The organism is Corallococcus sp. CA049B (genome assembly GCF_003611685.1).
Taxonomy (GTDB): Bacteria; Myxococcota; Myxococcia; order Myxococcales; family Myxococcaceae; genus Corallococcus; species Corallococcus coralloides.
On the sequence record NZ_RAWC01000013.1, the window covers coordinates 1 to 25,115 of the forward strand.

The following is a 25,115-nucleotide window of genomic DNA, read 5'->3' on the forward strand; positions in this document are numbered from 1 at the left end:
GGCCAGGGCCCGGGGGCCGCTCGCGACGGCGGCGGGGCGGTACCCTCCCGGTGAAGGGGGAGGTGCGTAGCTTAGGGATGTGAAAACGTCCAACCGCGCCAACTTCTTCGTCGCTCCGTTCACGGCCGTGGTGCTGGCGCTGGGGGGAGCGTTGTTCCTTCCCGCGTTCGGGATCCCCGGCGCCATCGCCGCCTCCGACAAGGCGGAAGGGAACAAAGAGAAGCCCTGCGTCACCGAGAAGGGCAGCGACCCCAAGGCCTGCTCGGAGCTGGTGGAGCTGGAAGTGAAGGACGTGGTGCCCCTGATGGAGGCGCAGACGCACGCCGTCGTGCTGACCACCAAGGACGGGGAGACGGTGCTGCCCCTCTTCGTGGACGAGGGCGCGGCGGTCTCCATCGCCTTCCGGCTCGCGGAGCGTCCGCCCCCGCAGCCGCTGTCCCAGGACCTGCTGGACGACGTGGTGAACAAGCTGGGCGGCAAGGTCACCGAGGTCCGCATCGACGACCTGCGCGACAACGTCTACTCCGGCCGCGTCTTCCTCCAGCAGGGCAAGAAGGAGCTGGCGCTGGACGCGCGGCCTTCGGACTCCATCGCCATGGCCATGCACAGCCAGGCCCGCATCCGCGTGACGCGCAAGGTGCTGACCCTGGCGGGCATCAGCCGCGCGGAGATTGAGGCCCTCCAGAAGCAGCAGGACCTGGGCGTGGGCGGCAGCGGCGGCCTGGGTGAGGAGGACATGGGTCCCCTGCCCCCGCCGCCTCCCATGGGCCCCAGCGCCGGCCACCCGAAGCCTCCCTCGGAGGACATCGGCATGGACCACGCCATGCAGCCGCTGAGGGAGCCCCTGGGCAAGGGCCAGGAGATCGACCTCTAGCCGTCCGCGAAGAAGCCGCCCTGGAACGATGAAAGCCCGGCCCCCCCTCCCAGGGTAGCCGGGCTTTCTTCGTCTCAAGCGCCTGAGAGAGCCACGAATGGCGTGCGCCGGCTCGCGGTAACTTTCCGCCCAGCGCGTGAGGCGAAGAGTTAGTCCTTCGGGCGCAAGCCTGTCAAGACGCCCACCCCGTTGGCGCTAGGATGGGCGGTTCTATGCGCAAGGCGAAGATCATCTGCACGCTGGGTCCGGCTTCGGACTCCAAGGAAGTCATCGAGGGCCTGGTGAAGGCGGGCATGAACGTGGCCCGGCTCAACTTCTCCCACGGGACGCATGACGAGCACCGCCAGCGCGTCCAGCGCATCCGCGCGGTGTCGAAGAAGCTGGGCGTGCCGGTGGCCATCCTCCAGGACGTGCAGGGCCCCAAGGTGCGCCTGGGGCGCTTCGAAGGCGGCCAGTTGATGGTGATGGCCGGCGACACGGTGACGGTGACGACGCGCGCGGTGCAGGGCCAGGGGAAGATCATCCCCACCCCGGTGCGCACGCTGCCCCGGGACGTGGAGAAGGGCCACGAGGTGCTCCTGGACGACGGCCGCGTCCGCCTGCGAGTGCTGAAGGTGAGCGGCCAGGACGTGTCCTGCCGCGTGGAGGTGGGCGGGCTGCTCAAGGATCACAAGGGGCTCAACCTGCCCGGCACGGCCATGTCGGTGCCCACGCTGACGGACAAGGACAAGGTGGACCTGGCGTTCGGCCAGGAGGTGGGCGTGGACTACGTGGCGCTGTCCTTCGTGCGCTCCGCCCAGGACGTGCGCCAGGCGCGCGCGCTGGTGGCGCAGCGCAAGACGCCCATCATCTCCAAGATTGAGAAGCCCCAGGCGGTGGAGAACCTGGACGCCATCGCCAGGGAGTCGGACGGGGTGATGGTGGCCCGCGGCGATCTGGGCGTGGAGATGCCGCTGGAGCAGCTGCCCGCCATCCAGAAGCGCGCCGTGCGGGAGGTCAACCGCATGGGCGGCATCGTCATCGTCGCCACGGAGATGCTGGAGAGCATGGTGCTCAACGCCCGGCCCACCCGCGCGGAGGTGTCGGACGTGGCCAACGCCATCCTCGACGGCGCAGACGCGGTGATGCTCTCCGGCGAGACGGCCGCGGGCCGCTACCCCGTGGACGCGGTGGCCACCATGGCGCGCATCGTGGAGGAGACGGAGCGCACCGGCCTCATCACCCTGCCCCACTCCCCCTTCGAGCGCTCCGAGGACCTGGGCACCGGCGTCGCCGCGGCGGCCGTGGCCGCGTCCCGGCAGCTCAACATCAAGACCATCATCGCGTACACGGAGAGCGGCCACTCCGCGCGGCTCATCTCCGAGTTCCGGCCCGGCGGACGCATCCTCGGCCTGACGCCCAACGCGGACACGGTGAACCGGATGGCGCTCTACTGGGGCGTGTCGGGCCACCGGGTGAAGCGCGTCAGCAGCACGGAGGCCATGCTCAAGCAGGTGCGCCGGCTCTGTCAGGAGCTGCGCTTCTGCGAACCCGGCGAGCCCTTCATCCTGGTGGCCGGCGTGCCGCTCAACGTGCCGGGCAACACCAACATGATGAGCATCCACCGCATCTGAGAGCAGCCCGCGGTGGAGGCTCGGGGGGCAGAAGGCCTACAGGACCTTCTGCTCGAAGTCGTAGAGCTTCTCCACGGACAGCTGGCGGTAGCGCTCCACGTTGAGGGCCCGGCGGGCGCACTCCCACACCAGGTCCTTGGCGGGGCGCTCCGGCTCCTTCTTCTTGCGGCGCTTCACCTCGGCCTTGATGGCCTTGAGCGCCATGGCCGGGTGGTAGCAGAAGGCGGAGGAGAACAGCAGGTGGCCGCCGAAGGGCACCAGCCGCGCCTCCAGCACGTCCCCCGTCTCCAGGCCCGCGATGTGGCGGCGCTCCGTCACGTCGAAGTCCTTGCCGGAGAAGAGCTCGCGCAGGCGCACCATGCCCTTGCCCAGCTTGCGCACCTCGAAGAGGCCGTGGACCGTCTCCGTGAAGCTGCGGAAGGCGTTGGCCTCCTCCGGCGGCGCGGACTGCAGGCGCTGCTCGTACAGCTCCGCGGCCGGCGTCTTGCCGGTGAGCGGCGAGACGCGGTCGTAGAGGTAGTAGTCCAGGAACGACGCCATCCGCAGCTCGAAGTTCTTGTCGTCCTCGAAGACTTCGCCGGTGAGGCGGAAGTACTCCGCCTTCGCCTCCAGCAAGTCCGGCTTGCGCGCCTCCGAGCTGCCGAAGGCGATGAGCTGGTCCAGGTACGGCTGGTACGACAACGGGGTCAGCGCGGTGTCCATGGCCGTTGCGAGCTTTCTTCCTACGAACCCGCCATCAGCGTCGCGAAGCGGCTGAACAGGTAGCGCGCGTCGTGAGGGCCGGGCGAAGCCTCGGGGTGGTACTGCACGCTGAAGGCCCGCGCGTCCGGAACGGCCAGGCCCTCCACCGTGCCGTCATTCAGGTTGATGTGCGTGACGACGGCCTTGCCCTTGAGGCTGGCGTCGTCCACCGCGAAGCCGTGGTTCTGCGCGGTGATCTCCACCTTGCCCGTGGTGAGGTCCTTCACGGGCTGGTTGCCGCCGCGGTGGCCGAACTTCATCTTGTACGTCCGGCCGCCCAGGGCCAGCGCCATGATTTGATGCCCCAGGCAGATGCCGAACACCGGCACCTTGCCCAACAGCGCCGCCACCGTGCGGTCCGCGCCCTTCACCGCGGCCGGGTCGCCCGGGCCGTTGGCCAGGAAGACGCCGTGGGGCTTCTTCGCCAGCACCTGCTCCGCCGTGAAGTGGGACGGCACCACCGTCACGCGGCAGCCCACGTCCACCAGGTACTGGAGCATGGAGCGCTTGAGGCCGTAGTCGTACGCGACGACGTCGTACTTCAGCTCCGGCTCCGGGCGCTTGTCACCAGGGGCCAGGAACACGTCCGGCGACGGCGTGGTGAAGACGTAGGGCTCCTTGCAGGACACGCCCGTGGCCAGGTCCAGGCCCTCCATGCCCACGGCGGTGCGCGCGCGCTCGGAGAGGGCCGCGGCGGACACGTTCTCCGTGGAGATGATGCCCGTCTGCGCGCCGTGCGTGCGCAGGTGGCGCACCAGCCGGCGGGTGTCCACGCCTTCGATGCCCACGCGGCCGTGGCGCGCGAGGTACGCGTCCAGCGTCTCCTGCGAGCGCCAGTTGGAGGGCGTCTTCGTCAGCGAGCGCACCACCATGCCCACCGCGTGCGGCAGCCCCGCCTCCTCGTCCGCCGCGTTCGCCCCGATGTTGCCCATCTCCGGGTACGCCATGGTGACGATCTGCCCCACGTACGAGGGATCCGTGAGGATCTCCTGGTAGCCGTACATGGACGTGTTGAAGACCACCTCGCCCACCGTCTCGCCGGAAGCGCCAAAGGCGCGTCCCTCGAACGTGGTGCCATCCGCCAGCGCGAGTACCGCCCGCTTCGTCATCACCGCGACTCCTTGAGCTGACCGTCCTCGAACACACACCGGCCGCCCACCCACGTCTGCGTCACGCGGCCCTTCAGCGTGCGCCCGTGGAAGGGCGTGTTGCGACTGCGGGAATAGAACCGGTGGGCATCCACCGTCCACTCCTCCGAAGGGGACACCAGCGTGATGTCCGCCGGGGCACCAGGCGCCAGGTGACCGCCCGGCAGGCCGAATACCCTCGCCGGCCCGTCCGACAGGAGCTCCACCGCCCGGCGCGGGGTGAGCACGCCCTCGTGCACCAGCGCCAGCGTGAGCCCCAGGGCCGTCTCCAGCCCGACGATGCCGTTGATGCCCTTCTCGAACTCCACCAGCTTGTCGGACACGCCGTGCGGCGCGTGGTCCGTGGCAATGGCGTCCACCGTGCCGTCCACCAGCGCCTCGCGCAGCGCCTTCACGTCCACGTCACTCCGGAGCGGCGGCGCCATCTTCGCGTGGGTGTCGTAGTCCCCCACCGCCCGGTCATCCAGGGTGAAGTGGTGCGGCGCCACCTCGCAGGTGACGCGCAGGCCGCGCTGCTTCGCCTCGCGGATGAGCCGCACGCTGCCCTCGCAGGACACGTGCGCCACGTGCAGCCGCCCCTTCGTCTCCTCCAGGAGCACCAGGTCGCGCGCCACCATGGCCACCTCCGCGGAGGACGGAATGCCGCGCAGGCCCAGCCGCGTGGACGTGGCGCCCTCGTGCATGGCGCCGCCGGCGGAGAGCGTCAGGTCCTCCTCGTGCACCATCACCGGCACGTCGAACTGGGTGGCGTACTGGAGCACCCGGCGCATCAGGCCCGCGTTCATCACCGGGCGGCCGTCGTCCGTGAGGGCTACGCAGCCGGCGCCAATCAGCTCGCCTGCCTCCGACAGCTCCTCGCCCTTGAGCCCCTTGGTGATGGCGCCGGCCGGGTACACGTGGCACAGGGCCGCGTCCCGAGCGCGCGACAGCACCAGCTCCGTGACGAGCGCGCTGTCGTTCACCACCTTGGTGTTGGGCATGGCGACCACGCCGGTGAAGCCGCCCGCCACCGCCGCGCGGCAGCCGGTGAGGACCGTCTCCTTGCCCTCTTCCCCTGGCTCGCGCAGGTGCACGTGCAGGTCGATGAAGCCCGGCACCAGCCACGTGTCGGTGGCGTCCACCACCCGCGCGTCCCTGGGCGCGGGCAGCGGGGCGTCCGACACCTGGGCCACCCGGCCGTCCATCACGAGGACGTCACGAACGCCGTCCACGCCATTGCGCGGGTCGATGACGCGCGCCCGCTGGAAGAGCACTGGGGTCATGATGCGCAAGCCTCCAGGATGGCCCGGCGCACCGCGACGCCGTTGGCCACCTGCTCCAGGATGACGCTGCGAGGCCCGTCCGCCACCACCGGCGACAACTCCACGCCGCGGTTGATGGGGCCCGGGTGCAGCACGACGGCCTCCGGCTTCATCCGCTCCGCGCGGGCGGGCGTGATACCGAACAGCCGCGAGTACTCCCGCTGGGACGGCAGGAAGGCTTCCGACATGCGCTCCGTCTGCAGCCTCAGGCACATCACCGCGTCCGCCTGGGGCAGCACGGCGTCCAGCTGGTGCGTCACCTCTCCGCCCATCTCCTCCAGCCCTGGCGGCAGGAGGGTGGGCGGTCCGCAGAGCACGACCCGGGCCCCCAGCGCCTTCAGGCACAGGAGATTGGAGCGCGCCACGCGGCTGTGCAGCACGTCGCCGACGATCAGCACCGTGCGCCCGTCCAGGCGGCCCCAGCGCTGGCGCAGGGTGAAGGCGTCCAGCAGGGCCTGGGACGGGTGCTCATGCGCGCCGTCGCCCGCGTTCACCACCGCGCACCTCACATGCCGGGCCACGAGCCCCGGCGCGCCGGAGGAGCGGTGGCGGATGACGATGACCGCCGGCCCCATGGCTTCGATGTTGCGCGCGGTGTCCAGGAGCGTCTCGCCCTTGGACACGGAGGAGCCCGCGTAGCTCCAGTTGAGGACGTCCGCGCCCAGCTTCCGCGCGGCCACCTCGAAGGAGGAGCGCGTCCGGGTGGAGTCCTCGAAGAAGAGGTTCGCCACGACGCGGCCCCGCAGCACGTGCGAGGCATCCGGTCCGCCGGGCAGGTGTGCCTGGGCGCGGTCGAGCAGTGCTTCCAGCTCGTCCCGCCGCCAGCCTGCGATTCCGAGAAGATGTCTCATGGGCCGGGGCCGCCGCGTACCGCGCGCCGCACGTTGCGTCAAGCACGGCGCGTGGTGGCCGCCCGGTCAGCGTCCGTCAGCGCACCGGCTCGAAGAAACGGTCGACCCTCAGGCCCGTGCCGCCAAACAGGTTGCCCAGCAGGCCGCCCCAGCCGAGCGATAGCCAGACGACCATGGCCTTGCCCTTGATGTGGCCGTACGGCACGTAGGCGACCTCGGCGCCGCCCGGGCCGCCCAGGTTGTAGCGGCTGTCCGCGCTGTTATCCCGGTTGTCGCCCATCACGAAGACGCTGTTGGCGGGCACCGTGTAGGGGCCCTCGTGCTCGCGGCCCGGCAGGCGCATGGGGTGCTGGAGCGACGCGTGCACCACGTCGCCCAGGCTCTCCCGGTAGAGCACCTCTTCCTGGTCGAACCAGCGGCCCGTCAGGTCGTCCTGGTTGTGCACCACGTAGTCCGGCGTCACCAGCGTGCGCGGCTGCGGCTCGCCGTTGATGCGCACCACCCCGTCGACGATCTCCACCGTGTCGCCGGGGATGCCGATGACGCGCTTGATGAAGTCCTTGGACTCGTCCACCGGGTTGTTGAAGACGATGACGTCCCCGCGCTTGGGCTCCCGCACGATGCGGAACGGGACGAAGTTCGTGTACGGGATGCGCACCCCGTAGATGAACTTGTTCACGAAGACCTGATCGCCAATCTGCAGCGTGGGCAGCATGGAGCCGGACGGGATGCGGTACGGCTCGATGAGCACCGTGCGGATGACCACCGCGATGAGCAGCGCCTTGCCGAAGCCGCCCAGGAAGTCCCACACGGACTGCTTGCGGTACGCGCCCAGGTGCTCCTGGGTGAGCTTCTCCAGCGCCTGGGTCTCCGCGCGCAGCGCTTCCGCGTTGCCCGCCACGGACGCGGACTCCACCCGCAGGGCCTGCTCGGTGATGCGCTCGCCCACGGCCGGGGGAACCTTCGTCCCCAGGCGCGCGAGGATGCGCTCGTCCTCGGAGATGAGCTCGTGCGCCTCATGGCGCAGCGTGCGCAAGAGCGACTCCTTCCGGGAGGCGTTGCGCCACACCAGCAGCCCGAAGAACGCCACCACCATCAGCAGGCCGAAGCCCTTCATCAGGGGCTGGGCCCAGGACGCGGTGCCGGGCGCCATCTCAATCAGCGTCACGTACGGGATGAACGCCAGGCCCACGCCGCACAGCGGGGCCCAGAGGCTGGTGAGCAGCTCGCGCCACATCAGCTGGCGGCGGGCCTTGAGCTGCTCGGGGGTGCGGCGCGCGGCCATGGCCGCTCCCAGCTTCATGGAAGGACTGGCCGTGCTCATGGGGCTTACTGCTCCGTCTTGAGGACCGCGAGGAAGGCTTCCTGCGGAATCTCCACCGTGCCCACCTGCTTCATGCGCTTCTTGCCCTCCTTCTGCTTCTCCAGGAGCTTGCGCTTGCGGCTGATGTCGCCGCCGTAGCACTTGGCAAGGACGTTCTTGCGCATGGCGGAGATCGTCTCGCGGGAGATGATCTTCGCGCCGATGGCGGCCTGGATGGCCACCTCGTACATCTGCTTGGGAATCACTTCCTTGAGCTTCTCGCAGACCTCGCGGCCGCGCAGGTACGCGCGCTCGCGGTGGACGATGACGGAGAGCGCGTCCACCGGCTCCCCGTTGATGAGGATGTCCAGCTTGGCCAGGTCCGCCTCCGCGTAGGCGGACAGCTCGTAGTCCAGGCTCGCGTAGCCGCGCGACACGCTCTTCAGCCGGTCGAAGAAGTCGAACACGACCTCCGCCATGGGCATCTCGTACGTCACCTGCACGCGGGTGCCGCTGGAGCCCAGGTACTTCATGTCCTTCTGCACGCCACGCCGGTCCTGGCACAGCTTCAGGATGGCGCCCAGGTGCTCGTTGGGCACGTGGATGTGACAGGTGAGGATGGGCTCCTCGAACTTCTCGATGTTCTGCGTGGGCGGCAGCTTCGCCGGGTTGTCCACCAGCAGCGTCTCACCCTTGCTGGTGGTGATCCGGTAGACCACCGACGGCGCCGTGGTGATCAGGTTGAGGTTGTACTCGCGCTCCAGGCGCTCCTGGACGATCTCCATGTGGAGCAGGCCCAGGTAGCCGCAGCGGAAGCCGAACCCCAGCGCCGTGGACGACTCCGGCTCGTAGGTGAAGGCGGAGTCGTTGAGCGTGAGCTTCGCCAGCGCGTCGCGCAGGTTCTCGTAGTCCGCGGAGTCCACCGGGAAGATGCCGGAGAACACCATCGGCTTCACTTCCTTGAAGCCCGGGAAGGGCGCCTCCGTGGGGCGCGCCTCCTCCGTCACGGTGTCGCCGACCTTCGCGTCCTGCAGCTCCTTCACGTTGGCGACGAGCACGCCCACCTCGCCCGCCATCAGCTGCTGCACCGGGCGCGAGAACGGGCTGAACACGCCCAGCTCCTGCACCTCGAAGACCTTGTTGTTGCTGAACATCTTGATCTTCTGCTTCAGCTTCAGCGTGCCTTCCAGCACGCGCACCAGCGTCACCACGCCCCGGTAGTTGTCGTACCAGGAGTCGAAGACGAGCGCCTTGAGCGGCGCGGACGGCGAACCCGTGGGCGGCGGCACGCGCTTCACCACCGACTCCAGGATGTCGTGGATGCCCAAGCCCTCCTTCGCGGAGGCCGGCACCGCGACGGACGCGTCGATGCCGATGACGTCCTCAATCTCCCCGCGCGTGCGGTCCACGTCCGCGGAGGGCAGGTCGATCTTGTTGATGACCGGGATGATCTCCAGGTTGTGGTCCAACGCCATGTAGACGTTGGCCAGCGTCTGGGCCTCCACGCCCTGCGTCGCGTCCACGACGAGCAGCGCGCCCTCGCACGCGGCGAGGCTGCGGCTCACCTCGTAGGCGAAGTCCACGTGTCCCGGCGTGTCGATGAGGTTGAGGACGTAGTTCTGGCCGTCCTTGGCGGTGTACGTCATCCGCACGGACTGGGCCTTGATGGTGATGCCCCGCTCTCGCTCGATGTCCATGTTGTCGAGGAACTGGGCCTGCGCCTCACGCTTGGTCAGCGTGCCTGTCTTCTCCAGGAGGCGGTCGGCCAGCGTCGACTTTCCATGGTCGATGTGGGCGATGATGCAGAAGTTGCGGATGTGCGCGTTTTCAGCCGGCATGGTCAGGGCGCTCGTCGGTCGCGAAGCGGGCGTAGGTAACACCGAACCGCCTGAAAATCCACGACCGGCGCACACCTGCCCGCCGGGCACTCCACCCGCCTGACGCACCGTGTTCCCCCCGGCATCCAGGCCGGAGGGACACGGCGGTGCAACGGTCCGGACCTAGCCCCGGGCGCGGACGGGCCCGGCTGCCTGGTCCCGGAAGAACTGGATCGTGTGGCGCAGGCCTTCCGCCAGTTGCACGGACGGCTCCCAGCCCAGCACCTTCTTCGCGTGCGCCGCGTCGATGCACGAGCGCAGCTGCTCGCCCGGCTTGCCCGGCGCGTGCGCGGCCTTCAGCGAGCTGCCGCCGGCCTGCGCGATGAGCTCGTAGAGCCGGTTGATGTCCGTCTCCACGCCGGTGCCGATGTTCGCGGCGCCCACGTAGTCGCTCTGGAAGGCCAGGTAGTTGGCGCGGGCCACGTCCGGACCGAAGACGAAGTCACGCGTCTGCTTGCCCTCGCCGTAGATGGTGCAGCCCTGCCCCGCGATGACGCGCTGACTGAAGATGGCCACCACGCCCGCCTCGCCGTGCGGGTTCTGTCGCGGGCCGTACACGTTGGCGTACCGCAGGGCCACGTACGGCAGGCCGTACTGCGCCCGGTAGTAGCCCAGGTACAGCTCGCCCGCCGCCTTGGAGACGCCGTAGGGGGACACCGGCCGCTGGGGGTGGTCCTCCCGGGCGGGGAAGTAATCCTGCTCGCCGTAGATGGCGCCGCCGGTGGAGCTGAAGATGACCTTCTTCACGCCGGACTGGCGCGCGGCCTCCAGCAGGTTCGTCATGCCGCGGATGTTCACGTCCGCGTCGAAGCCGGGGTCCTCCACGCTCTTGCGCACGTCCATCTGGGCGGCCAGGTGACAGAGCACCTGGGGCTTCTCCGTGCGGATGAGCTCCGCGGCTTCCGGGCTCCGGATGTCGTGCACGGCCAGCCGCACGCGCGGATCCAGGTTCTCCTTCTTGCCGCTCGACAGGTTGTCCAGCGCGATGACCTCATGGCCATTGCGCAGGAACTCATCGCACACGTGCGAGCCGATGAAGCCCGCGCCGCCCGTTACCAGGACTTTCACGCCGTTCTCCCCAGGCCCGGCCGCCACGGGCCCGGGCCGTCTACCTCGCGTTCACTCGCGCGCGGCCAACCTAAGTCCCAGAGGGGCGAGCGGCAACTTCACGGAAGTAGGCGATGGTGTCCCGCAGACCATCCTCCAGCTTCACCTTGGGCTCCCACCCCAGCAGCGTGCGCGCGCGGGTGATGTCCGGCTGGCGCTGCTTCGGATCATCCTTGGGCAGCGGGTGGTAGACGATCTGCCTACCCCCACCGGCTGCCTCGCGCACGGCCTCCGCGAACTGCTTGATGGTCATCTCGCGCGGGTTGCCGATGTTCACCGGGCCCCGGACGTCCGACAGCACCAGCCGCACCAGGCCGTCCACCAGGTCCTTCACGTAGCAGAACGAGCGCGTCTGGCTGCCGTCCCCGAAGACGCTGAAGTCCTCGCCCTTGAGCGCCTGGCCCACGAAGGCGGGCACCACGCGGCCGTCGTTCAGGCGCATGCGCGGGCCGTAGGTGTTGAAGATGCGCACGATGCGGACGTTCACGCCCCGGCTGCGCTCGTACGCGGCGCTGATGGCCTCCGAGTAGCGCTTGGCCTCGTCGTACACCGAGCGCGGCCCGATGGGATTCACGTTGCCCCAGTAATCCTCCTTCTGGGGGTGCACCAGCGGGTCGCCGTACACTTCCGACGTGGAGGCCATGAGGAACACGGCCTTCTTCTTCTCCGCCAGCTTCAGCGCGTTCTCCGTGCCGATGGAGCCCACGCGCAGCGTCTCGATGGGGAGGTTCGCGTAGTCGATGGGCGACGCGGGCGAGGCCAGGTTGAGGACGAAGTCCACGGGGCCGTCCACCTCCAGCCCCTCCGTGATGTCCTGGTTCACGAACTGGAAGCCCGCGCGCGGCTTGAGCGTGCGCACGTTCGCTTCGTTCCCGGTGATGAGGTTGTCCACCGCGAGGACGGACTCCGCGCCGTCGTCCAGCAGCCGCTCACACAGGTGCGAGCCCACGAATCCGGCCCCACCCAGCACCACCGCCCGCTTGCCACGCATGCTCGTCACGTCACGCCTCGTTCGTCAGGAGAGTTCGTCGAAGGTCGCCTGGCCCGGCAGCTGCGCTTTGTATTTCTCCAGCACCAGGTCGATGCCCTGCCGGATGTATTCGGCCACGGGCACCTTCGTCTTCTGGTTCAGCGCCTTGAGCAGTTCGTTCTGCTCCGGAGTGATGTAGATGGTGGTGCTGACTTTCTTTCGGGCCATGGCGATACGTGAAAATATATGGAATGACGTGGCCTGCGAAAGCACGGAAGTGAAGCGGCGCGAACATGGCGCCCCACCTGCTCGGGAGGCACCTTGGCTTCTAGCAACCGTTTGATTTTCCTGGGCTTCCTGGCGGTGGGCGCGCTCGCGGGCTGCGCCTCCCAGAAGGCCGCGGAGACTCCCGACGCAGTGCGCAAGCGCCCCGAGGCGGAGGGGGTCCGGGGGAAGCAGGGCCCGGGGGAGACCGTCACGGAGCTGGACGCCAACGGCGATGGCCGCACGGACGTCTGGGAGTACCGGCTCAAGGAAGTGCTGGTGCGCAAGGAGCTGGACCTGAACTGGGACGGCCGCGTGGACGTCACCCAGTACCTGGATCCGCAGGGCGCGAAGGTCCGCGAGGTGATGGACCTGGACTACGACGGCAAGGTGGACGCCACGTACCACTACGCCGAGGGCAAGCGCACGAAGGGCGAGCGCGACCTGAACGGCGATGGCCGCACGGACTCGTGGCTGTACTACGAGAACGACACGCTCGTGCGGAAGGAGCGCGACGCGAACCACGACGGCCGGGTGGACTACTGGGAGTACTGGGAGAACGGCCAGGTGGATCGCATTGGCGAGGACCTGGATGGCGACGGCACCGTGGACCAGTGGACCCGCAATCCGAACGCGGCGGCGAAGTCCAAGGAGTGACGCCGGAGGCCCGGCGGGCGCACCGTGAAGGCGCGCCAGCGGGCTTCACCGCGGGGACTACGGGGCGCTGGTGCCCGTGCGCCCGTAGGAGTCCTCCAGGCGCACCACGTCATTCAGCTCGGGGGTGCTGACCTCGAGGATGTCGCAGTCGGTGATGGCGACCATGCGGTGCTTGGTCAGCGGCTTGATGTGGTAGCTCTCACCGGGGTTCATCTCCTTCTCGATGAGGCCCTGGCCCTCGTCCACGACGAAGAGGAGCTTGCCGCTCTGGACGTGGATGGTCTCGTCCTTCACGTTGTGGAACTGGAGGCTCAGCTTGTGGCCGGCCTTCACGTGCAGGAGCTTGCCCACGTAGCGCTCCGTGTGGGCCCAGATGAGCTCGTGGCCCCAGGGCTTCTCCACCCGCTTCGTCGTCGTCATTTGCTTCGTCTCTTCCTTGCCCAGCAGCGCTAGTTCGTGCCGGCCACGTACGCGTCGAGCTGGGTCTCGCGCTTGAAGTCCGTCAGGTACCGACCCGCGGCTTCCTTGCTGGCGAAGCTGCCCATCCGGACGCGGTACCAGGTGCCCTTTCCAGGCACCTCCGCCGCCAGGATATAGGGGGCATAGCCCTTGTCGCGCAACCGCGCGGCGAAACGGTCGGCGTCCTGGCGGCTCTGGAAGGCGGAGAGCTGGAGCGTGAACGCCCCACCCTTCACGGCCTCCGACGGACGCGGCGGCTCCGCGGGCAGCGCCTGGGCCCGGGCGATGGCCTCCTTCATGCCCCCGTCACGCGCGGCGGTGCGGGTGGCGACCGGCGTCTCCTCCACCTTTCCCTTCACCGGCTCCACGGCCTTGGCGGGCTCCGGCTTCGCGGCGGCGACCTTGGCCTCGGGCTTCACGAGCGGCTTGCCGTTGGCGATGGCGTCCTCCTCGGCGGCGTCCATCGCGGGCAGCTCGCCCGTGTCGGGGTCCGGCGTGGGGGCCAGGGCAGGCTTCGCGGCGACCTTGGCGGGCTCCGCGGGCTTGGGCTCCGGCCTGGCTTCCGGCTTCACCTCGGGCTTCGCGGCGACCTTGGGGGCCTCCGGCTTCGCGGCGGCCTTGGGCAGCGGCGGCAGGGGCTCCGAGCCCGTCTTGCGGGTGAGCTCGTCCGGGAAGGTGAGCGGCGGATCCTGGCGCGCGTCGTTGAGGACCTGCGCGTTGGCGTCCAGCGCGGAGAGCAGGTCCGGGGCTTCGGCCGTCTGCGCGTCGCCCGCGAGCTTCTTGCCCACCACCACGCCCAGCACGAACACGGCGCCCATCACGACGATGCCGGCGATCAACAGGCTGACGATCTGCCGGTTGTCCAGCGAGACGTCGAACTTCTCCTTCATCCGGTGGGCGTCACGCATGGCGGGGCAGACCTCGATCGCGCGCTCACGGCCCGTGTAACGGCCTGTAGCGACAGCGTGCGCGCAAGCTACGCCCCACCCCCAGGCGGGTCAAATTCGCGGAGGCAGCGAAAGTCCCAGTGCGCGCGAGGCCGGAAGTCCGGCGCGGGACACGCCAGGACGGATCAGACGATCCACCCGCCGCCGAGCACGCGATCCCTGTCGTAGACGACCGCGGCCTGGCCCGGCGTGACGGCGCGCGCGGGCTCGTCGAGCTTCACGGACACCAGCCCGTGCTGCGAGATGTGGATCCGCCCCGGGGCGCCCGCGTGGCGGTGACGGATGCGGACCTCCACGGCCTGTTCGGGCGGGGGCGGCCCGTCCACCCAGTGCGGCTGGAGCAGGCCGAACTGCGCGCGGCCGGTGCCCTCCGCGGGGCCCACGACGACGCGGTTCGACTCCGGCTCCAGGCGCTGCACGTAGCGCACCTCACCACCGCCCAGGTTGAGCCCCTTGCGCTGCCCCACGGTGAAGCGGTGGATGCCGTTGTGCGTGCCCAGCACCTTGCCGTCCGGATCCACGACCTCGCCGGACGGCTGGGGACCGGCGACCTTCTCCACGAACCCGGCGTAGTCGCCGTCGGGCACGAAGCAGATCTCCATGCTCTCCGGCTTGTGGGTGGTGGGCAGGCGGTGGCGCTCGGCGACGGCGCGCACCTCCGGCTTGGTGAGGTGGCCCACGGGGAAGAGCACGTCCTTCAGCTCCTCCTGGCCCAGGGTGAAGAGGAAGTAGCTCTGGTCCTTGGCGGCGTCCACGGCGCGGCGCAGGTGGAAGCGGCCGTCCACCTCCTCCACCTGGGCGTAGTGGCCCGTGGCCAGCCGGGCGCCCAGGGCGCGCGCGCGCTTGAGGAGGAAGTTGAACTTCACGTCGCGGTTGCAGCTCACGCAGGGGATGGGCGTCTTGCCGCCCAGGTACGACTGGACGAACGGGTTGACGACCCGGTCCTGGAAGATCTCCTCGGCGTTGGCCACGTAGAACGGGATGCCCAGGGTCTGGGCCACCGCGCGGGCGTCGTCGATGTCGTCCGGACTGCAGCAGCTGCCGCACTTCGCGGCGCCCTCGTAGGACCAGACGCGCAGGGTGATGCCGATGACCTCGTGGCCCTGCTCCTTGAGCAGGGCGGCGGCGGCCGAGGAATCCACTCCGCCACTCATCGCAACGACGACTCGCATGGGGCTCCTTCCTACACGCCCCCAGGCCGCGACGCACGGCCGGAGGCGCTCAGGCCCCCTCCCCTGCCCTCCGGCCGGGAAGAGGCCCCCGTGTCATGAACCGCGCGCCGCCCAGGCCGTGAGCAGGGAGCGGAGCGCGTCCGCGGTATTCAGCGACGGGTCGTCGAGCACGGATTCGACAAGGTACCGGGTCGCCTCGCCCACCTTCGGCGAGGGGCCGATGCCCAGCGTCTTCATGATGTCGCCCCCGGTGAGCGCCAGCTCCTTCGCGGACAGGGGGGGCTTCGCGGCGGCCAGCGCCTCCAGCCTTCCGGCCAGCGCCTCCACCGCGGGCAGCCGCTCCGGGGCCCGGACCTGGATGCGGGCCTTCGCCACGGAGAGGAGCGCGGGCAGGTTCGAAAGGCCCACGCGGGCGAGCAGCCGGCGCAGCGCGGGGTCCGCGTCGTCCACGCGCGTCTCCAGCTTCGCGTGCTCGACGAGCAGGCCGATGAGGTCCGCCGACTTGTTGGGGAACTTCAACCGCAGACACAGCTCGCGGGCCTGCGTCGCGGTGTCGATGTCCGCGAGCAGCGTGGCCACGCGCAGGTCCGCGTCCAGCGGCGCGGCCTGCACGGCGGCGCGGGCGAGCCGGACGGTCTCCGCATCCGCGTGGGCCACCTCCGGCAGGAACACCGCCATCAACCCCGTGTCCGCCAGCAGGTGCAGCCCCATCTCCGCGCGCGGGGACAGGAGCAGCTTGAGCAGCTCCTCGCGCACGCGCTCCAGCGCGACCTTGCGGAAGACGGCCAGGGTCGCGGGGATGGCGTCGCGGGTGTCGGGGTCCAGCGTGAAGCCCAGCACGGCGGCGAAGCGCACGGCGCGCAGGGGGCGCAGGCCGTCCTCGGAGAAGCGCTCCTGCGCGGAGCCCACGCAGCGGATCAGCTGCGCGGGCAGGTCCACCTGGCCTCCGAACGGATCCACCAGCTCGCGGTCCAGCGGGTTGTACGCCATGGCGTTGATGGTGAAGTCGCGCCGCGACAGGTCCTTCACGATGTCGCGCTCGAAGGACACGGAGCTGGGGCGCCGGCCGTCCAGATAGTCCCCCTCCGAACGGAACGTCGTCACCTCCACGTGGTTGCCACCGGTGACGACGGTGACGGTGCCGTGCTGGATGCCGGTGGGGATGACCTTGCGGAAGGCGCGCTGGACCTCTTCCGGCAGCGCGCTGGTGGCCACGTCGAAGTCCTTCGGGTGGACCTTGCGGACCATGTCCCGCACGCAGCCGCCCACCAGGTAGGTGGGGTGGCCCAGCTCGCGCAGGCGGGTGATGACTTCGAGCACGGGCTTCGGAATGTCGGCGTCGTGGAGGTTGGCGATCATGTCCGCGGGGGTGGGAGGAGGCGGGCGCGTACGTTGCCGTCTTCCGGCGGGCCTTGCCACTGCGATGGCCCCCGCGAAGGCCGGTATACGACAAATGACGTATACGTGGGCAAATGAAAGTCCACAGGAAACTCCAGCCCACATACCCCGACAATCATTTCAAACGCATCACCTACCGCGGGCGGGGCCAACGGGCCGCCAACCCGAGCGAGGCAAACCATGTTCAAGGTCACCAGCAACCACACGTTCAAGAACCCCTCCCGCCTCCAGATTGATCAGACGACGCAGGGCAAGAAGAGCGACTACAGCCACGCGGTCAGCGGCGTGAACCAGATGCTCGACAAGGGCAACTTCGGCATCTCCGACCGTTCCAGGAACAGCGTCATCGACAACGTCAAGAAGGTGGAGACGGGCGCGCGCAGCGAGGTCAACGCGCACCAGCGCGAGGCGCTGAACTTCGGTCGCGACGCCTTCGTGAGCATCAGCAAGGGCCAGTTCAAGCAGGGCGCGGTGGAGGCCCTCGGCTCCGGGCTCAACGCCGCGGCTTCGGGGTTCAAGTCCACGTACACGCCGACCCCGCACGAGAAGCAGGGCATCGCCCCCTGGTGACCCCTGCCTGCTGACAGGCCAGGCGTCACGCGCGGCGACTGGCGGGTGCATCTGTTAACGATGCACCCGCCATGTCCGAACCCCGAACCACCGCGGTGCACGTCCACGACAACTGCGAGGTGTACGTAGGCCGTGCCTTCCGTGTCTGGGCAAAGCCCGGGCCGCTCAACCCGGTGCCGGGCCGCTTCGGCAACCCGTTCAAGCCCGGGGGCGTGAAGACCTGGAAGGCGATGATCCGCACGTACTTCGAGCCGTGGCTGGCGAAGCTGCCCGCGGACGAAGCCGAGCGGATCCGCGACGAGGCCCAGCGGCGCATGGCGCCCGGCCCGGACGCGTTCGAATCCTTCCGCTGGTACCTGGAGCTGCGGACGAAGCACGACCCGGACTTCCTGCGCGACGTAAGGACATTGCGCGGCAAGCGATTGGGCTGCTGGTGCAAGCCAGGCCCGTGCCACGCGGACGTGCTGGCCGCGTGGCTGGACGCCAGTCCTGGTCAGTGACGCGCGCTCTCCCGCTCGCGGACCTGCGCGGGTTGGGACGTGAGCCCCGCCTCCGCCTGCCTCCGCATGCCCAGGGCTTCCGACAGCGTCAGGCAGGCCTGGGTGATGGCATTGCGCGCGGCGAGTGAGTCCGCCAGCGGATCCAGCATCACGAAGTCGTGGATCATCCCCTCGTACTGGAGGGCCAGCGCGGGGACTCCCGCGTCCACGAGCCTGCGCGCGTAGGCCTGGCCTTCGTCGCGGAGCACGTCGCATTCTCCGTTGAGGATCAGCGCGGGCGGCAGGCCTCGCAGCTGCACGTCGGTCGCGCGCAGGGGGCTGACGGTGGGCTCCGCGCGGACGGTGGAGTCCGGGGCGTAGTTGTCCCAGAACCACTGCATGCCGCTGCGGGTGAGGAAGTAGCCGTCCGCGTAGCGCGCGTAGGACCCCGTGTCGAAGCGGGCATCCGTGACGGGATAGGGCCCCATGTTCGGCCGGGGCCAGGCCTTCTCGCTCCAGCTTCAGGCTGACTGATTCGATGGTGGCGGAGCTGCTAGGACGGGCCCCATGGGACTTGATGCGAGCTACCAGGCCCTTCCCGGCGGTTCCCCGCTGTTGGAGCTGGCGCGACGGAACACCGGCGTGGGCGGATGGCTGATGTCCGTCACCCGGTTGCTCCGGGACCCGCGCGAGGAGACCCTGGCACCGGGCGGTCCGGACTCCGATGAACTCCTGCTCCTGGACGCCGTGCGAGACATGCTGCGCACCCGCCCCGACCTGGCGACGCAACAGGTGGACCTTGGCCGGAGGTGGGACCACCTGCTCTTCGTTCTTTCCGACCGCCGCCGGAACGCGCCGGGAACGGAGGACGACTCGCTGGCCAGCATCGCGATCCACGGCGAGTCGGAGATCGCCCCGCACGTGGTGGCGCCTCAGGGCGTGCCCCTGCGCTACACGCGGCCGGAGACAGTGGAGCGGATCGCCCGGATGCTGGAGGCCGTGCGGTTCGACTCCCTTCGCGAGCACTTCACCTTCAAGAGCCTGAGCGACGCAGCCGTCTACAAGTGCCCGCTCGAGGAGGGCATCGAAGAGGCCTGGCAGTGGCTCAGCGAGCGCTTCGACCGCTTCCGCGCCTTCTACGTCACAGCCGCGAAACACGGAGACGGCGTCCTCGTCTGCGTGGACTGACTGACTCCAGCTCAGGACCCGTTTTTCCCGCCTCCTGAGACAGGTCCGGGTGTCTTGAGACACCATATTTGTGTTCATGTTTCATGAAAGGAATCCAGACACCGCGTGCCATGGTCGCGGGCCCTTTTCCCGGGAGCCCACATGCGTACCTCTTCTTGGATGTCCTTGGCCGTCATTCCCCTGCTGTTGTGTCTCGCGTGCAGTCCCGAGAGCGAGTTACCCGGGGAGGACCTCGTGTCCGCCCAGTCGTCCGAGCTCGTCGTGTCCGGTGGTTCGATGCTGTCCGCGCGCTACCAGCACACCGCCACGCTGCTCGCCAACGGCAAGGTGCTGGTCGCGGGCGGAGGGACGCCGTCTGGCTCGTACGCCACCACGGAGCTGTATGACCCGGCGACGGCCACCTCCGTCAGCGGTCCATCGATGATCACCGCGCGCCGCTATCACACCGCCACGCGGTTGCAGGACGGCACCGTGCTGGTCGTGGGCGGCATCAACTCGAGCGTGCTCTCGTCCGCCGAGCGCTACGACCCCGTCACGAACACCTGGAGCGCCGCCGCTCCCCTGCCCCGCATCAGCTACGACCACAGCGCCACGCTGCTCGCGGACGGGCGCGTCCTGGTGGTGGGCGGCGTGAGCTACGTCACCTCCACGTATGTCTATACGCCGTCCACGAACACCTGGGCGGCCACGGGCTCGCTCAACGCCGGGATGATGGGCCAGGCCGCGGTGCGGCTCGCGGACGGTCGCGTGCTCGTGGCGGGCGGTGGAAACTTCACGACGTCCTCCAGCAACCACGCGGAGATCTGGGACCCCACCACGGGGACGTGGACCACCGTCGCGTCGATGAACACGGGCCGCAATGGCCACACCCTGCAGCTGCTCTCCAGCGGCAAGGCGCTGGTGACCGGCTACTCCACGGCGGCGGAGTTGTATGACCCGGCCACCAACACCTGGACGAACACCGGCGCCACGGCCGTCCAGCACTTCTCCGCGCCTTCGGTGACGCGGCCGGATGGCACCATCCTGATGGCCGGTGGCTCCTACAACACGATGCAGGTGGAGCTGTTCTCTCCCACCACCAGCACCTGGAGCACGGTGGGAACGCTGACGCAGTCCCGCGTGGCCCACCCCACGGTCGCGCTGCCGAACGGCCGCGTCCTGTTCCTCGGAGGGACGACCTACAACGCCCAGGGCAACATGCAGGCGCTGGCGAGCATTGAGGTCTTCGACACCTCCGCCACCTGCACCCCGACGACGTGCGCGGCCCAGGGCAAGACCTGCGGAACCCTCTCCGACGGCTGTGGTGGCACCCTCACCTGCGGCACCTGTGGCGCCGGACAGGTCTGCTCCAGCAACAACGTCTGCACCGCCGCTGCCTGCACCCACAACGTCTGTACGGCGGGCTCGTCGCTGAACAAGGACTGCAACTCCTGCACGTATTCGGTGTGCAACCGCGACCCGTACTGCTGCACCACGGCCTGGGACAGCATCTGCGTCAGCGAGGCCAACTCCTGGTGTGTCATCGCGCAGCCGGGCTGCGTCGTGAGTCAGTAGCAGTCACTTCCGGGTTGGCCTTCGCCACGTGGAGGCCAACCCGGGTTTCCCGACAGGGAAGCGGCTACGCTGCGCCGCGCATGAAGTACACGTTCGTCTTCACCACCGCGGCGACGCTCCTCACCTTCCTGGCGCAGCGGCTCCAGGGCTTCGGCTGGTTGCTGCTGTGGCCCGCGATGAGCTTCGCGGTCGTGGCGCTCGCCTACGCCGGAGCGGGCGCGGCGGCCTTCGGGAAGCAGCCGGATGGGCGCATGCGGCCATGGGCCGTGTTCGCGCTCCTGCCCTACCTGCTGCTCACGTGGGGCACCTGGCATCTGGCGCGGCGCTTCTCGCGGGAGCGCGCCTTTGACGAAGTGGTGCCGGGGGTCCTGGTGGGACGCCGGCTGCTTCCCGGCGAGCTGCCTGCGGGTGTCACGGCCGTACTGGACCTGACCTCCGAGTTCATCGAGCCGGAAGGCATCCGCGCCGCGGGCCGGTATGTGTCCCTGCCCATCCTGGACGCGTTGACGTTGCCCGTGGAGCACGTGGTCCCGGTCCTTCGTGAGCTGGCCGCCCTCCCCGGGTCTATCTACGTTCACTGCGCGCAGGGACATGGGCGCACCGGGATGATCGCCGCGGCGCTCCTCGTGGCGCGAGGGGATGCTCCGGACGCGAAGGCCGCACTCGCTCGGGTGCGTCAGGCGCGGCCCGGGGTGCGGCTCTCCGCCTTGCAGGAGCGTGCGCTCGACACATTGTCGGCGGCGCTCCGCTCCGCAGGCGTCTGAACCGCGAGGCCTGGACACGACAGGCCCCGCGGGTGATCAGGACCGCTCAGCTCTCGACGGCCGGCCCCTGCTCCGTCTCCGGATGGGCGGCGTCGCAGACCGGCGCGGCGTCCTGGGACTGCTCCGTGGAGACGGCAACGGTCTGCGCGGAAGGCGCGGACGCGGAGCACCATCCCGCCGCCTCACAGCTGGTGCGGTAGGTCCCCTCGTAACAAGTGTCGAGGCAGTATTCGAAGCAGACCTCATCGCACTGCGGCGGATAGGCAAACGCGGCGGCGGGGGCCACGGTGAGGACGGCGGACACGGCCATCAGGGACTTCCTCAGCGCGTTCATCGGCATTCCTGTTGTGAGGGAAATGTGCCCGCGCGAAAGGCAGGCACGCCCGTCAGCAGATGCCAGCCACGGAAGCCCCTGACAGACATCCACGCCAGCGCTGTCTCTGACTGAACATCCACGTCATCCCCAAGGGCGTGCCTGGAAGAGTCAATCGTGGCAAGCCCCGATTCGGCGCCTCCATTTTCAAGCTGCGTTTAACAGCCTGTTGGTCTCCCCGGGTCTAGTTCCGAGCGGCGCCGGGCCGTATCTCTCCGCACGACGAAAGCACACGGGAGAGAACACGATGCAGAAGCGCAGACTCGGAAACAGCAACCTGGAGGTCTCGACCATCGGGCTCGGTTGCATGGGCATGAGCCATGGCTACGGCCCGCCCGCGGACAAGACGGAGATGATGGCCCTCATCCGGTCGGCCGTGGACCAGGGCGTCACCTTCTTCGACACCGCCGAGGTCTACGGCCCCTGGACGAACGAGGCGCTCGTCGGTGAAGCGCTCGCTCCGGTTCGCGGGCAGGTGGTCATCGCCACGAAGTTCGGCTTCAAGCTGAGCGCCGACGGCAAGCAGGAGGGCCTCGACAGCCGGCCCGAACACATCAAGCAGGTCGCCGAGGCCTCCCTCAAGCGGCTCAAGACCGACGTGATCGACCTGTTCTACCAGCACCGCGTGGACCCGGACGTGCCCATCGAGGACGTCGCGGGAGCGGTGAAGGAGCTCATCCAGGCAGGCAAGGTCCGGCACTTCGGCCTGTCCGAAGCGGGCGCGAAGACGATCCGCCGCGCGCACGCGGTCCAGCCCGTCACCGCCCTGCAGAGCGAATACTCCCTGTGGTGGCGTGAACCGGAGAAGGAGATCCTCCCGACCCTCGAAGAGCTGGGCATCGGGTTCGTTCCGTTCAGCCCCCTGGGAAAGGGCTTCCTGACGGGCAAGCTGCCCGACGCCTCCCAGCTCGACAAGAACGACTTCCGCAACATCCTCCCGCGCTTCACGCCGGAGGCGCGCACGGCGAATCAGGTCTTCGTCGAGCTGCTGGGCAGCGTCGCGGCCCGGAAGAAGGTGACGCCGGCGCAGCTCGCGCTCGCCTGGGTGCTGGCACGCAAGCCGTGGATGGTCCCCATCCCGGGAACCACGAAGCCGCACCGGCTGGAGGAGAACCTGGGCGCGGCCCGGGTAGAGCTGACGGCGGACGAGGTCCGCGACCTCACGGATGCCGCCGCGAAGCTCACGGCGCAGGGCGCCCGCTACCCCGAGGCCTTGGAGAAGCTGACCGGCCGCTGATTTGCTTTCACAAGGCCTTCAGCGCCAGCTCGCGCGCCGCCTCGACGAAGAGTCGCAGCGGCGCGGAGCGCTGCGCACGGCTGGGATAGTAGAGGAAGAAGCCGGGCACGGTGGGCGCGTAGGCCTCCAGCACCCGCACTAGCTTCCCGGTGCGCAGCCGCTCCTCCACGGCCGGCTCGAAGGCGTACGCCAGCCCCACGCCGTGCTCCGCCAGGGTCGCGGGCAGATGTATGTCATTGGTGACGACGCCGCCGCGCACCGGCACCCGCCAGTTCTTGCGTCCGCGCTCCAACTCCCACGGGTAGAGCGTTCCGGTCGTCTGCGAACGGAAGGTGATGCACTCGTGCTTCAGCAGGTCCTCGGGGCGCTGGGGCGTACCGTGGCGCGCTAGGTAGCCGGGCGCCCCCACCACCACGAAGCGGAAGGCCTCCGTGAGGCGCACCTGCACCATGTCGCGCTGGATGGCTTCGCTCAGCCGCACGCCCGCGTCGTAGCCCTCCTCGACGATGTCCACGAGGCGGTCCTCGATGACGACCTCCACCTCCACGCGCGGGTGCCGTGCACGGAAGGTGGGGACCACCGGGGTGATGACGTAGGGCACCGCCGCCGTCAACACCGTCAGCCGGACCCGGCCCACGGCCTCTCCCGGTTGCGCGGACACCTCGCGGAGCGTGGCCAGCGTCTGCCCCACCGCCGGGCCTGCTCCCTCCACGAGCCGCCGGCCTACGTCCGTCAGCGCCACGCTGCGCGTGGTCCGCGTGAGCAGCACCACCCGCAGCTGCTCCTCCAGCTGCCGCACCGCCTGGCTCACCGCGGCCGTGGAGACGCCCAGCTCGCGCGCCGCGCCGCTGAAGCTGCGAAGCCGGGCCACGGCGAGGAAGACCTGTAGCTGCGTGAAGGGCGCCGTATTCATTCGCGAGGACCGTACCCGAAGGCACTGTTAAGCACCCGTTAAGAGCCTATTGGCTCCTCGCGCGTAGTCATCCACGGGGCTGGCGCGTATCTCTCTTCCCACGTGAACGGGGCTCACCGGCCCCACTGCTCCTGGAAAGAAGACACATGCCTACCGCCAACGCCTACGCTGCCACCTCCGCGAAGTCACCGCTCGGTCCCCTGGCCATCCAGCGCCGGGAGCTGGGCCCGCGCGACGTGCTCATCGAGATCAAGTACTGCGGCATCTGCCACTCCGACATCCACACCGTCCGCGGCGAATGGGGCGAGACGACCTACCCCATCGTTCCCGGCCATGAGATCGCCGGCATCGTCACCGGCGTCGGCGCCCAGGTGAAGAAGCACGCCGTCGGCGACCGCGTCGGCGTGGGCTGCATGGTGGACTCCTGCGGCGACTGCGCGTCCTGCCGCAAGGGCGAGGAGCAGCACTGCCTCAAGGGGATGGTCGGGACGTACGGCGCCACCGGGCGGGACGGCCAGCTCACGCAGGGCGGCTACTCCACCCACATCGTCGTGACCGAGGACTTCGTCCTCAAGATTCCGGAAGGCATCTCGCTCGACGCCGCCGCGCCGCTCCTGTGCGCGGGCATCACGACGTACTCACCGCTGCGCCGCTGGGGCGCGGGCCCCGGCAAGAAGGTGGCCATCGTGGGCCTGGGCGGCCTGGGCCACATGGGCGTGAAGTTCGCTCGCGCGATGGGCGCGGAGGTGACCGTCCTGTCGCAGTCGCTGAGCAAGAAGGAGGACGGCCTGCGGCTGGGCGCTCACCACTACTTCGCCACGAAGGACCCGGAGACGTTCAAGAAGCTCGCGGGCACCTTCGACCTCATCGTGAACACGGTGAGCGCGAAGATCGACGTGGACGCCTACCTGTCCCTGCTGGCCCTGGACGGCGCCCTGGTCAACGTGGGCGCCCCCGCGGAGCCGCTCTCCCTCAACGTGTTCTCGCTGATCATGCCCCGCCGGGTGTTCACCGGGTCGCTCATCGGCGGCATCCCGCAGACGCAGGAGATGTTGGACTTCTGCGCGAAGCACCACATCGGCGCGGACATCGAGGTCATCCCCGCCAGCAAGATCAACGACGCCTACGAGCGGGTGCTCGCCTCCGACGTCCGGTACCGCTTCGTCATCGACACGTCGACACTGAAGTAGCCCTTCGGCAAAGGCCCCACGTCATGCCGCGCTCCCGTCGGTTCGTCCTGGGGCCCACGCCGCCCTGGGCTCGCTCCCGGCCCTGGGGCAGGTGAAGGGAAAGAAGAAGGCCATGCGAATCGGCGTCATCGGCGCGGGATCGCTGGGCGGCACCACGGGCCAGAT

The 25,115-nt window shown here is 69.2% G+C and carries 26 protein-coding genes; 10 read left to right on the forward strand and 16 right to left on the reverse strand.

What is annotated here, in order from left to right; translation table 11 throughout:
• Nucleotides 1-79 precede the first annotated feature (79 nt).
• Nucleotides 80-874: a bifunctional nuclease family protein gene (locus D7W82_RS04750; protein ID WP_233587296.1), complete on the forward strand. Its 795-nt coding sequence runs from the start codon at nucleotides 80-82 to the stop codon at nucleotides 872-874.
• Nucleotides 875-1,086: 212 nt separating this feature from the next.
• The gene (gene pyk, locus D7W82_RS04755) at nucleotides 1,087-2,487 is read left to right on the forward strand and encodes a pyruvate kinase (protein ID WP_120617192.1); all 1,401 of its coding nucleotides are present in this window, start codon (nucleotides 1,087-1,089) and stop codon (nucleotides 2,485-2,487) included.
• 36 nt (nucleotides 2,488-2,523) lie between these two features.
• On the opposite strand, the gene D7W82_RS04760 is transcribed toward pyk, so the two are convergent.
• The 9 genes from D7W82_RS04760 to D7W82_RS04800 all read right to left on the reverse strand — a co-directional run bounded on the left by D7W82_RS04760 (nucleotide 2,524) and on the right by D7W82_RS04800 (nucleotide 12,013).
• A complete protein-coding gene (locus tag D7W82_RS04760; protein WP_120617193.1) occupies nucleotides 2,524-3,189 on the reverse strand; it encodes a hypothetical protein in 666 nt (221 codons plus the stop codon).
• Between the two features lie 20 nt (nucleotides 3,190-3,209).
• On the reverse strand, nucleotides 3,210-4,337 hold the full coding sequence (carA, locus tag D7W82_RS04765) for a glutamine-hydrolyzing carbamoyl-phosphate synthase small subunit (RefSeq protein WP_120617194.1): 1,128 nt from the start codon (nucleotides 4,335-4,337) through the stop codon (nucleotides 3,210-3,212).
• On the reverse strand, nucleotides 4,337-5,638 hold the full coding sequence (locus tag D7W82_RS04770) for a dihydroorotase (RefSeq protein WP_199727680.1): 1,302 nt from the start codon (nucleotides 5,636-5,638) through the stop codon (nucleotides 4,337-4,339). The genes carA and D7W82_RS04770 overlap by 1 nt, the downstream gene beginning before the upstream one ends.
• Nucleotides 5,635-6,528 carry an aspartate carbamoyltransferase catalytic subunit gene (locus D7W82_RS04775; protein ID WP_120617195.1) on the reverse strand — a complete coding sequence of 298 codons (894 nt, stop codon included), beginning with the start codon at nucleotides 6,526-6,528 and terminating at the stop codon, nucleotides 5,635-5,637. Before D7W82_RS04775 ends, D7W82_RS04770 begins: the two co-directional genes overlap by 4 nt.
• Before the next feature lie 76 nt (nucleotides 6,529-6,604).
• Nucleotides 6,605-7,852 (reverse strand): signal peptidase I, encoded by a 1,248-nt coding sequence (gene lepB / locus D7W82_RS04780; protein ID WP_120617196.1) that lies wholly within the window; start codon nucleotides 7,850-7,852, stop codon nucleotides 6,605-6,607.
• 5 nt (nucleotides 7,853-7,857) lie between these two features.
• On the reverse strand, nucleotides 7,858-9,669 hold the full coding sequence (gene lepA / locus D7W82_RS04785) for a translation elongation factor 4 (RefSeq protein ID WP_120617197.1): 1,812 nt from the start codon (nucleotides 9,667-9,669) through the stop codon (nucleotides 7,858-7,860).
• A 162-nt stretch (nucleotides 9,670-9,831) separates the two neighbouring features.
• Nucleotides 9,832-10,776 (reverse strand): NAD-dependent epimerase/dehydratase family protein, encoded by a 945-nt coding sequence (locus tag D7W82_RS04790; protein WP_120617253.1) that lies wholly within the window; start codon nucleotides 10,774-10,776, stop codon nucleotides 9,832-9,834.
• A 70-nt stretch (nucleotides 10,777-10,846) separates the two neighbouring features.
• Complete coding sequence (locus D7W82_RS04795; RefSeq protein ID WP_014397341.1) at nucleotides 10,847-11,806, reverse strand: UDP-glucuronic acid decarboxylase family protein; 960 nt, start codon at nucleotides 11,804-11,806, stop codon at nucleotides 10,847-10,849.
• Between the two features lie 24 nt (nucleotides 11,807-11,830).
• Nucleotides 11,831-12,013: a ribbon-helix-helix domain-containing protein gene (locus D7W82_RS04800; RefSeq protein ID WP_014397342.1), complete on the reverse strand. Its 183-nt coding sequence runs from the start codon at nucleotides 12,011-12,013 to the stop codon at nucleotides 11,831-11,833.
• 93 nt (nucleotides 12,014-12,106) lie between these two features.
• Between D7W82_RS04800 and D7W82_RS04805 the strand changes: the two genes are divergently transcribed.
• Nucleotides 12,107-12,706 carry a hypothetical protein gene (locus tag D7W82_RS04805; RefSeq protein WP_120617198.1) on the forward strand — a complete coding sequence of 200 codons (600 nt, stop codon included), beginning with the start codon at nucleotides 12,107-12,109 and terminating at the stop codon, nucleotides 12,704-12,706.
• Nucleotides 12,707-12,763: 57 nt separating this feature from the next.
• On the opposite strand, the gene D7W82_RS04810 is transcribed toward D7W82_RS04805, so the two are convergent.
• The 4 genes from D7W82_RS04810 to D7W82_RS04825 form a co-directional block, all read right to left on the reverse strand.
• Nucleotides 12,764-13,126 (reverse strand): cupin domain-containing protein, encoded by a 363-nt coding sequence (locus D7W82_RS04810; protein WP_014397344.1) that lies wholly within the window; start codon nucleotides 13,124-13,126, stop codon nucleotides 12,764-12,766.
• 29 nt (nucleotides 13,127-13,155) lie between these two features.
• Nucleotides 13,156-14,073, reverse strand: a complete 918-nt coding sequence (locus tag D7W82_RS04815) for an SPOR domain-containing protein (protein WP_120617199.1) — start codon at nucleotides 14,071-14,073, stop codon at nucleotides 13,156-13,158.
• A gap of 164 nt (nucleotides 14,074-14,237) precedes the next feature.
• Nucleotides 14,238-15,284 carry a tRNA 2-thiouridine(34) synthase MnmA gene (mnmA, locus tag D7W82_RS04820; RefSeq protein ID WP_120617200.1) on the reverse strand — a complete coding sequence of 349 codons (1,047 nt, stop codon included), beginning with the start codon at nucleotides 15,282-15,284 and terminating at the stop codon, nucleotides 14,238-14,240.
• A 93-nt stretch (nucleotides 15,285-15,377) separates the two neighbouring features.
• Entirely contained in the window at nucleotides 15,378-16,643 is a 1,266-nt protein-coding gene (locus D7W82_RS04825; RefSeq protein ID WP_120617201.1) for a CCA tRNA nucleotidyltransferase, read from the reverse strand.
• A 219-nt stretch (nucleotides 16,644-16,862) separates the two neighbouring features.
• Here D7W82_RS04825 and D7W82_RS04830 point away from each other — a divergent pair, with 219 nt between their 5' ends.
• Both D7W82_RS04830 and D7W82_RS04835 read left to right on the forward strand, forming a co-directional pair.
• Complete coding sequence (locus D7W82_RS04830; RefSeq protein WP_120617202.1) at nucleotides 16,863-17,252, forward strand: hypothetical protein; 390 nt, start codon at nucleotides 16,863-16,865, stop codon at nucleotides 17,250-17,252.
• Between the two features lie 71 nt (nucleotides 17,253-17,323).
• Nucleotides 17,324-17,752 carry a DUF4326 domain-containing protein gene (locus D7W82_RS04835; RefSeq protein ID WP_120617203.1) on the forward strand — a complete coding sequence of 143 codons (429 nt, stop codon included), beginning with the start codon at nucleotides 17,324-17,326 and terminating at the stop codon, nucleotides 17,750-17,752.
• Here the strand turns inward: D7W82_RS04835 and D7W82_RS04840 are convergent.
• Nucleotides 17,746-18,219: an alpha/beta hydrolase fold domain-containing protein gene (locus tag D7W82_RS04840; RefSeq protein WP_233587297.1), complete on the reverse strand. Its 474-nt coding sequence runs from the start codon at nucleotides 18,217-18,219 to the stop codon at nucleotides 17,746-17,748. The two genes, D7W82_RS04835 and D7W82_RS04840, sit on opposite strands and share 7 nt — an antisense overlap.
• Nucleotides 18,220-18,298: 79 nt before the next feature.
• Between D7W82_RS04840 and D7W82_RS04845 the strand changes: the two genes are divergently transcribed.
• From D7W82_RS04845 to D7W82_RS04855, 3 genes are all read left to right on the forward strand, one after another.
• A complete protein-coding gene (locus D7W82_RS04845) occupies nucleotides 18,299-18,919 on the forward strand; it encodes a DUF1877 family protein (protein ID WP_120617204.1) in 621 nt (206 codons plus the stop codon).
• A 234-nt stretch (nucleotides 18,920-19,153) separates the two neighbouring features.
• Nucleotides 19,154-20,473: a kelch repeat-containing protein gene (locus D7W82_RS04850; RefSeq protein WP_158617590.1), complete on the forward strand. Its 1,320-nt coding sequence runs from the start codon at nucleotides 19,154-19,156 to the stop codon at nucleotides 20,471-20,473.
• Between the two features lie 80 nt (nucleotides 20,474-20,553).
• A complete protein-coding gene (locus D7W82_RS04855) occupies nucleotides 20,554-21,237 on the forward strand; it encodes a tyrosine-protein phosphatase (protein WP_120617206.1) in 684 nt (227 codons plus the stop codon).
• Nucleotides 21,238-21,283: 46 nt separating this feature from the next.
• On the opposite strand, the gene D7W82_RS04860 is transcribed toward D7W82_RS04855, so the two are convergent.
• A complete protein-coding gene (locus D7W82_RS04860) occupies nucleotides 21,284-21,571 on the reverse strand; it encodes a hypothetical protein (protein ID WP_120617207.1) in 288 nt (95 codons plus the stop codon).
• A 286-nt stretch (nucleotides 21,572-21,857) separates the two neighbouring features.
• On the opposite strand from D7W82_RS04860, the gene D7W82_RS04865 reads away from it, so the two are divergent.
• Nucleotides 21,858-22,847 carry an aldo/keto reductase gene (locus tag D7W82_RS04865; RefSeq protein ID WP_120617208.1) on the forward strand — a complete coding sequence of 330 codons (990 nt, stop codon included), beginning with the start codon at nucleotides 21,858-21,860 and terminating at the stop codon, nucleotides 22,845-22,847.
• A gap of 7 nt (nucleotides 22,848-22,854) precedes the next feature.
• Here D7W82_RS04865 and D7W82_RS04870 read toward each other — a convergent pair whose 3' ends face one another.
• A complete protein-coding gene (locus tag D7W82_RS04870) occupies nucleotides 22,855-23,760 on the reverse strand; it encodes a LysR family transcriptional regulator (protein WP_120617209.1) in 906 nt (301 codons plus the stop codon).
• Nucleotides 23,761-23,906: 146 nt separating this feature from the next.
• On the opposite strand from D7W82_RS04870, the gene D7W82_RS04875 reads away from it, so the two are divergent.
• Nucleotides 23,907-24,950: an NAD(P)-dependent alcohol dehydrogenase gene (locus tag D7W82_RS04875; protein ID WP_120617210.1), complete on the forward strand. Its 1,044-nt coding sequence runs from the start codon at nucleotides 23,907-23,909 to the stop codon at nucleotides 24,948-24,950.
• Nucleotides 24,951-25,115 lie beyond the last annotated feature (165 nt).

What these genes read in the sequence shown, in the direction of transcription:
- pyk (WP_120617192.1), top strand. Translation starts at nt 1,087, where the DNA reads ATGCGCAAGGCGAAGATCATCTGCACGCTGGGTCCGGCTTCGGACTCC.
- D7W82_RS04760 (WP_120617193.1), bottom strand. Translation starts at nt 3,189, where the DNA reads ATGGACACCGCGCTGACCCCGTTGTCGTACCAGCCGTACCTGGACCAG.
- carA (WP_120617194.1), bottom strand. Translation starts at nt 4,337, where the DNA reads ATGACGAAGCGGGCGGTACTCGCGCTGGCGGATGGCACCACGTTCGAG.
- D7W82_RS04770 (WP_199727680.1), bottom strand. Translation starts at nt 5,638, where the DNA reads ATGACCCCAGTGCTCTTCCAGCGGGCGCGCGTCATCGACCCGCGCAAT.
- D7W82_RS04775 (WP_120617195.1), bottom strand. Translation starts at nt 6,528, where the DNA reads ATGAGACATCTTCTCGGAATCGCAGGCTGGCGGCGGGACGAGCTGGAA.
- lepB (WP_120617196.1), bottom strand. Translation starts at nt 7,852, where the DNA reads ATGAGCACGGCCAGTCCTTCCATGAAGCTGGGAGCGGCCATGGCCGCG.
- lepA (WP_120617197.1), bottom strand. Translation starts at nt 9,669, where the DNA reads ATGCCGGCTGAAAACGCGCACATCCGCAACTTCTGCATCATCGCCCAC.
- D7W82_RS04795 (WP_014397341.1), bottom strand. Translation starts at nt 11,806, where the DNA reads ATGCGTGGCAAGCGGGCGGTGGTGCTGGGTGGGGCCGGATTCGTGGGC.
- D7W82_RS04800 (WP_014397342.1), bottom strand. Translation starts at nt 12,013, where the DNA reads ATGGCCCGAAAGAAAGTCAGCACCACCATCTACATCACTCCGGAGCAG.
- D7W82_RS04810 (WP_014397344.1), bottom strand. Translation starts at nt 13,126, where the DNA reads ATGACGACGACGAAGCGGGTGGAGAAGCCCTGGGGCCACGAGCTCATC.
- D7W82_RS04815 (WP_120617199.1), bottom strand. Translation starts at nt 14,073, where the DNA reads ATGCGTGACGCCCACCGGATGAAGGAGAAGTTCGACGTCTCGCTGGAC.
- mnmA (WP_120617200.1), bottom strand. Translation starts at nt 15,284, where the DNA reads ATGCGAGTCGTCGTTGCGATGAGTGGCGGAGTGGATTCCTCGGCCGCC.
- D7W82_RS04825 (WP_120617201.1), bottom strand. Translation starts at nt 16,643, where the DNA reads ATGATCGCCAACCTCCACGACGCCGACATTCCGAAGCCCGTGCTCGAA.
- D7W82_RS04830 (WP_120617202.1), top strand. Translation starts at nt 16,863, where the DNA reads ATGTTCAAGGTCACCAGCAACCACACGTTCAAGAACCCCTCCCGCCTC.
- D7W82_RS04835 (WP_120617203.1), top strand. Translation starts at nt 17,324, where the DNA reads ATGTCCGAACCCCGAACCACCGCGGTGCACGTCCACGACAACTGCGAG.
- D7W82_RS04840 (WP_233587297.1), bottom strand. Translation starts at nt 18,219, where the DNA reads ATGGGGCCCTATCCCGTCACGGATGCCCGCTTCGACACGGGGTCCTAC.
- D7W82_RS04845 (WP_120617204.1), top strand. Translation starts at nt 18,299, where the DNA reads ATGGGACTTGATGCGAGCTACCAGGCCCTTCCCGGCGGTTCCCCGCTG.
- D7W82_RS04855 (WP_120617206.1), top strand. Translation starts at nt 20,554, where the DNA reads ATGAAGTACACGTTCGTCTTCACCACCGCGGCGACGCTCCTCACCTTC.
- D7W82_RS04860 (WP_120617207.1), bottom strand. Translation starts at nt 21,571, where the DNA reads ATGAACGCGCTGAGGAAGTCCCTGATGGCCGTGTCCGCCGTCCTCACC.
- D7W82_RS04865 (WP_120617208.1), top strand. Translation starts at nt 21,858, where the DNA reads ATGCAGAAGCGCAGACTCGGAAACAGCAACCTGGAGGTCTCGACCATC.
- D7W82_RS04870 (WP_120617209.1), bottom strand. Translation starts at nt 23,760, where the DNA reads ATGAATACGGCGCCCTTCACGCAGCTACAGGTCTTCCTCGCCGTGGCC.
- D7W82_RS04875 (WP_120617210.1), top strand. Translation starts at nt 23,907, where the DNA reads ATGCCTACCGCCAACGCCTACGCTGCCACCTCCGCGAAGTCACCGCTC.